The 822-nt window shown below is 58.6% G+C and carries 1 pseudogene; it reads right to left on the minus strand.

Going from position 1 to position 822, the window contains the following annotated elements:
- Positions 1-518 (minus strand): annotated as a pseudogene (locus tag PQT43_RS31185) (phage tail protein); the annotation flags it as partial.
- Positions 519-822 lie beyond the last annotated feature (304 nt).

Consider the following 822-nt stretch of genomic DNA (forward strand, 5'->3'; position numbering starts at 1 on the left):
GGAAACACCGCACCCTTGCGGGTGATCTTGTCGTCGCCCTGCCCCACTGCCTGCTGCGCGATGCTGCGGGTCAGGTGTTCCTGGCCAGCCCAGCGGAACCCCGCCTGACGACGCAATTCTTCAAAGGCTGCAGTGTCAAGGTTGAAGTAGTACGCCTGTCCGCCAGTCTTAAGCGGGTGGATGATCAGCAAGTGCGGGAACGGCTTCACCGCCTCGGACGCCGGGGTGCCCAAGTTAACGAATGATCCAGTCGGAAGGATGTTGCCCAAGGAAGGACTGACTTGCCCTCCGATCCGGTTGATCGCAGCGCTGGCCTTGGCGGTCTGCTCCTGCAGCGTACCGAGGCGCTACTGGATCTGCCCCACCGCCGTCACCGCCTGGCTGTACTTAGCCAACACCTCGCCGACAACGGACTGCACGGTGATGCGGCGCAGGGTCCGCTGGAGCTTGGCGCCCATCTCAAGCCCCACAAACGGGATGTTCTCCAGCTCCGATGCAGCACCGGTAATCTCGCTAATGGCTCAGTTCAGTCGGGTCAGCATGCCATCCGCACTGCTGCGGCCCGCCTCCCCATCTGAATACCGCAATGACAGAGCACTCAGACAACTCACAGCCAAAACGCTCAACATCTCACGCTCAATGCAGGGAGATTTTTCTTAAAATCGACGCTAAAACCCGCGATTTGCAGAAGCGATCCAAAAATTTGCGGAAGTGATCACCCAAATCCCAGGCAATAAAAAACCCCGTAGATGTTAATCTACGGGGTTTTCAAGGGTGGAGGCCGAGGTCGGAATCGAACCGGCGTAGGCGGATTTGCAATCC

Origin of the sequence: Pseudomonas sp. BLCC-B112 (genome assembly GCF_028550695.1) — a bacterium.
In the GTDB taxonomy this organism is placed as follows: domain Bacteria; phylum Pseudomonadota; class Gammaproteobacteria; order Pseudomonadales; family Pseudomonadaceae; genus Aquipseudomonas; species Aquipseudomonas danubii.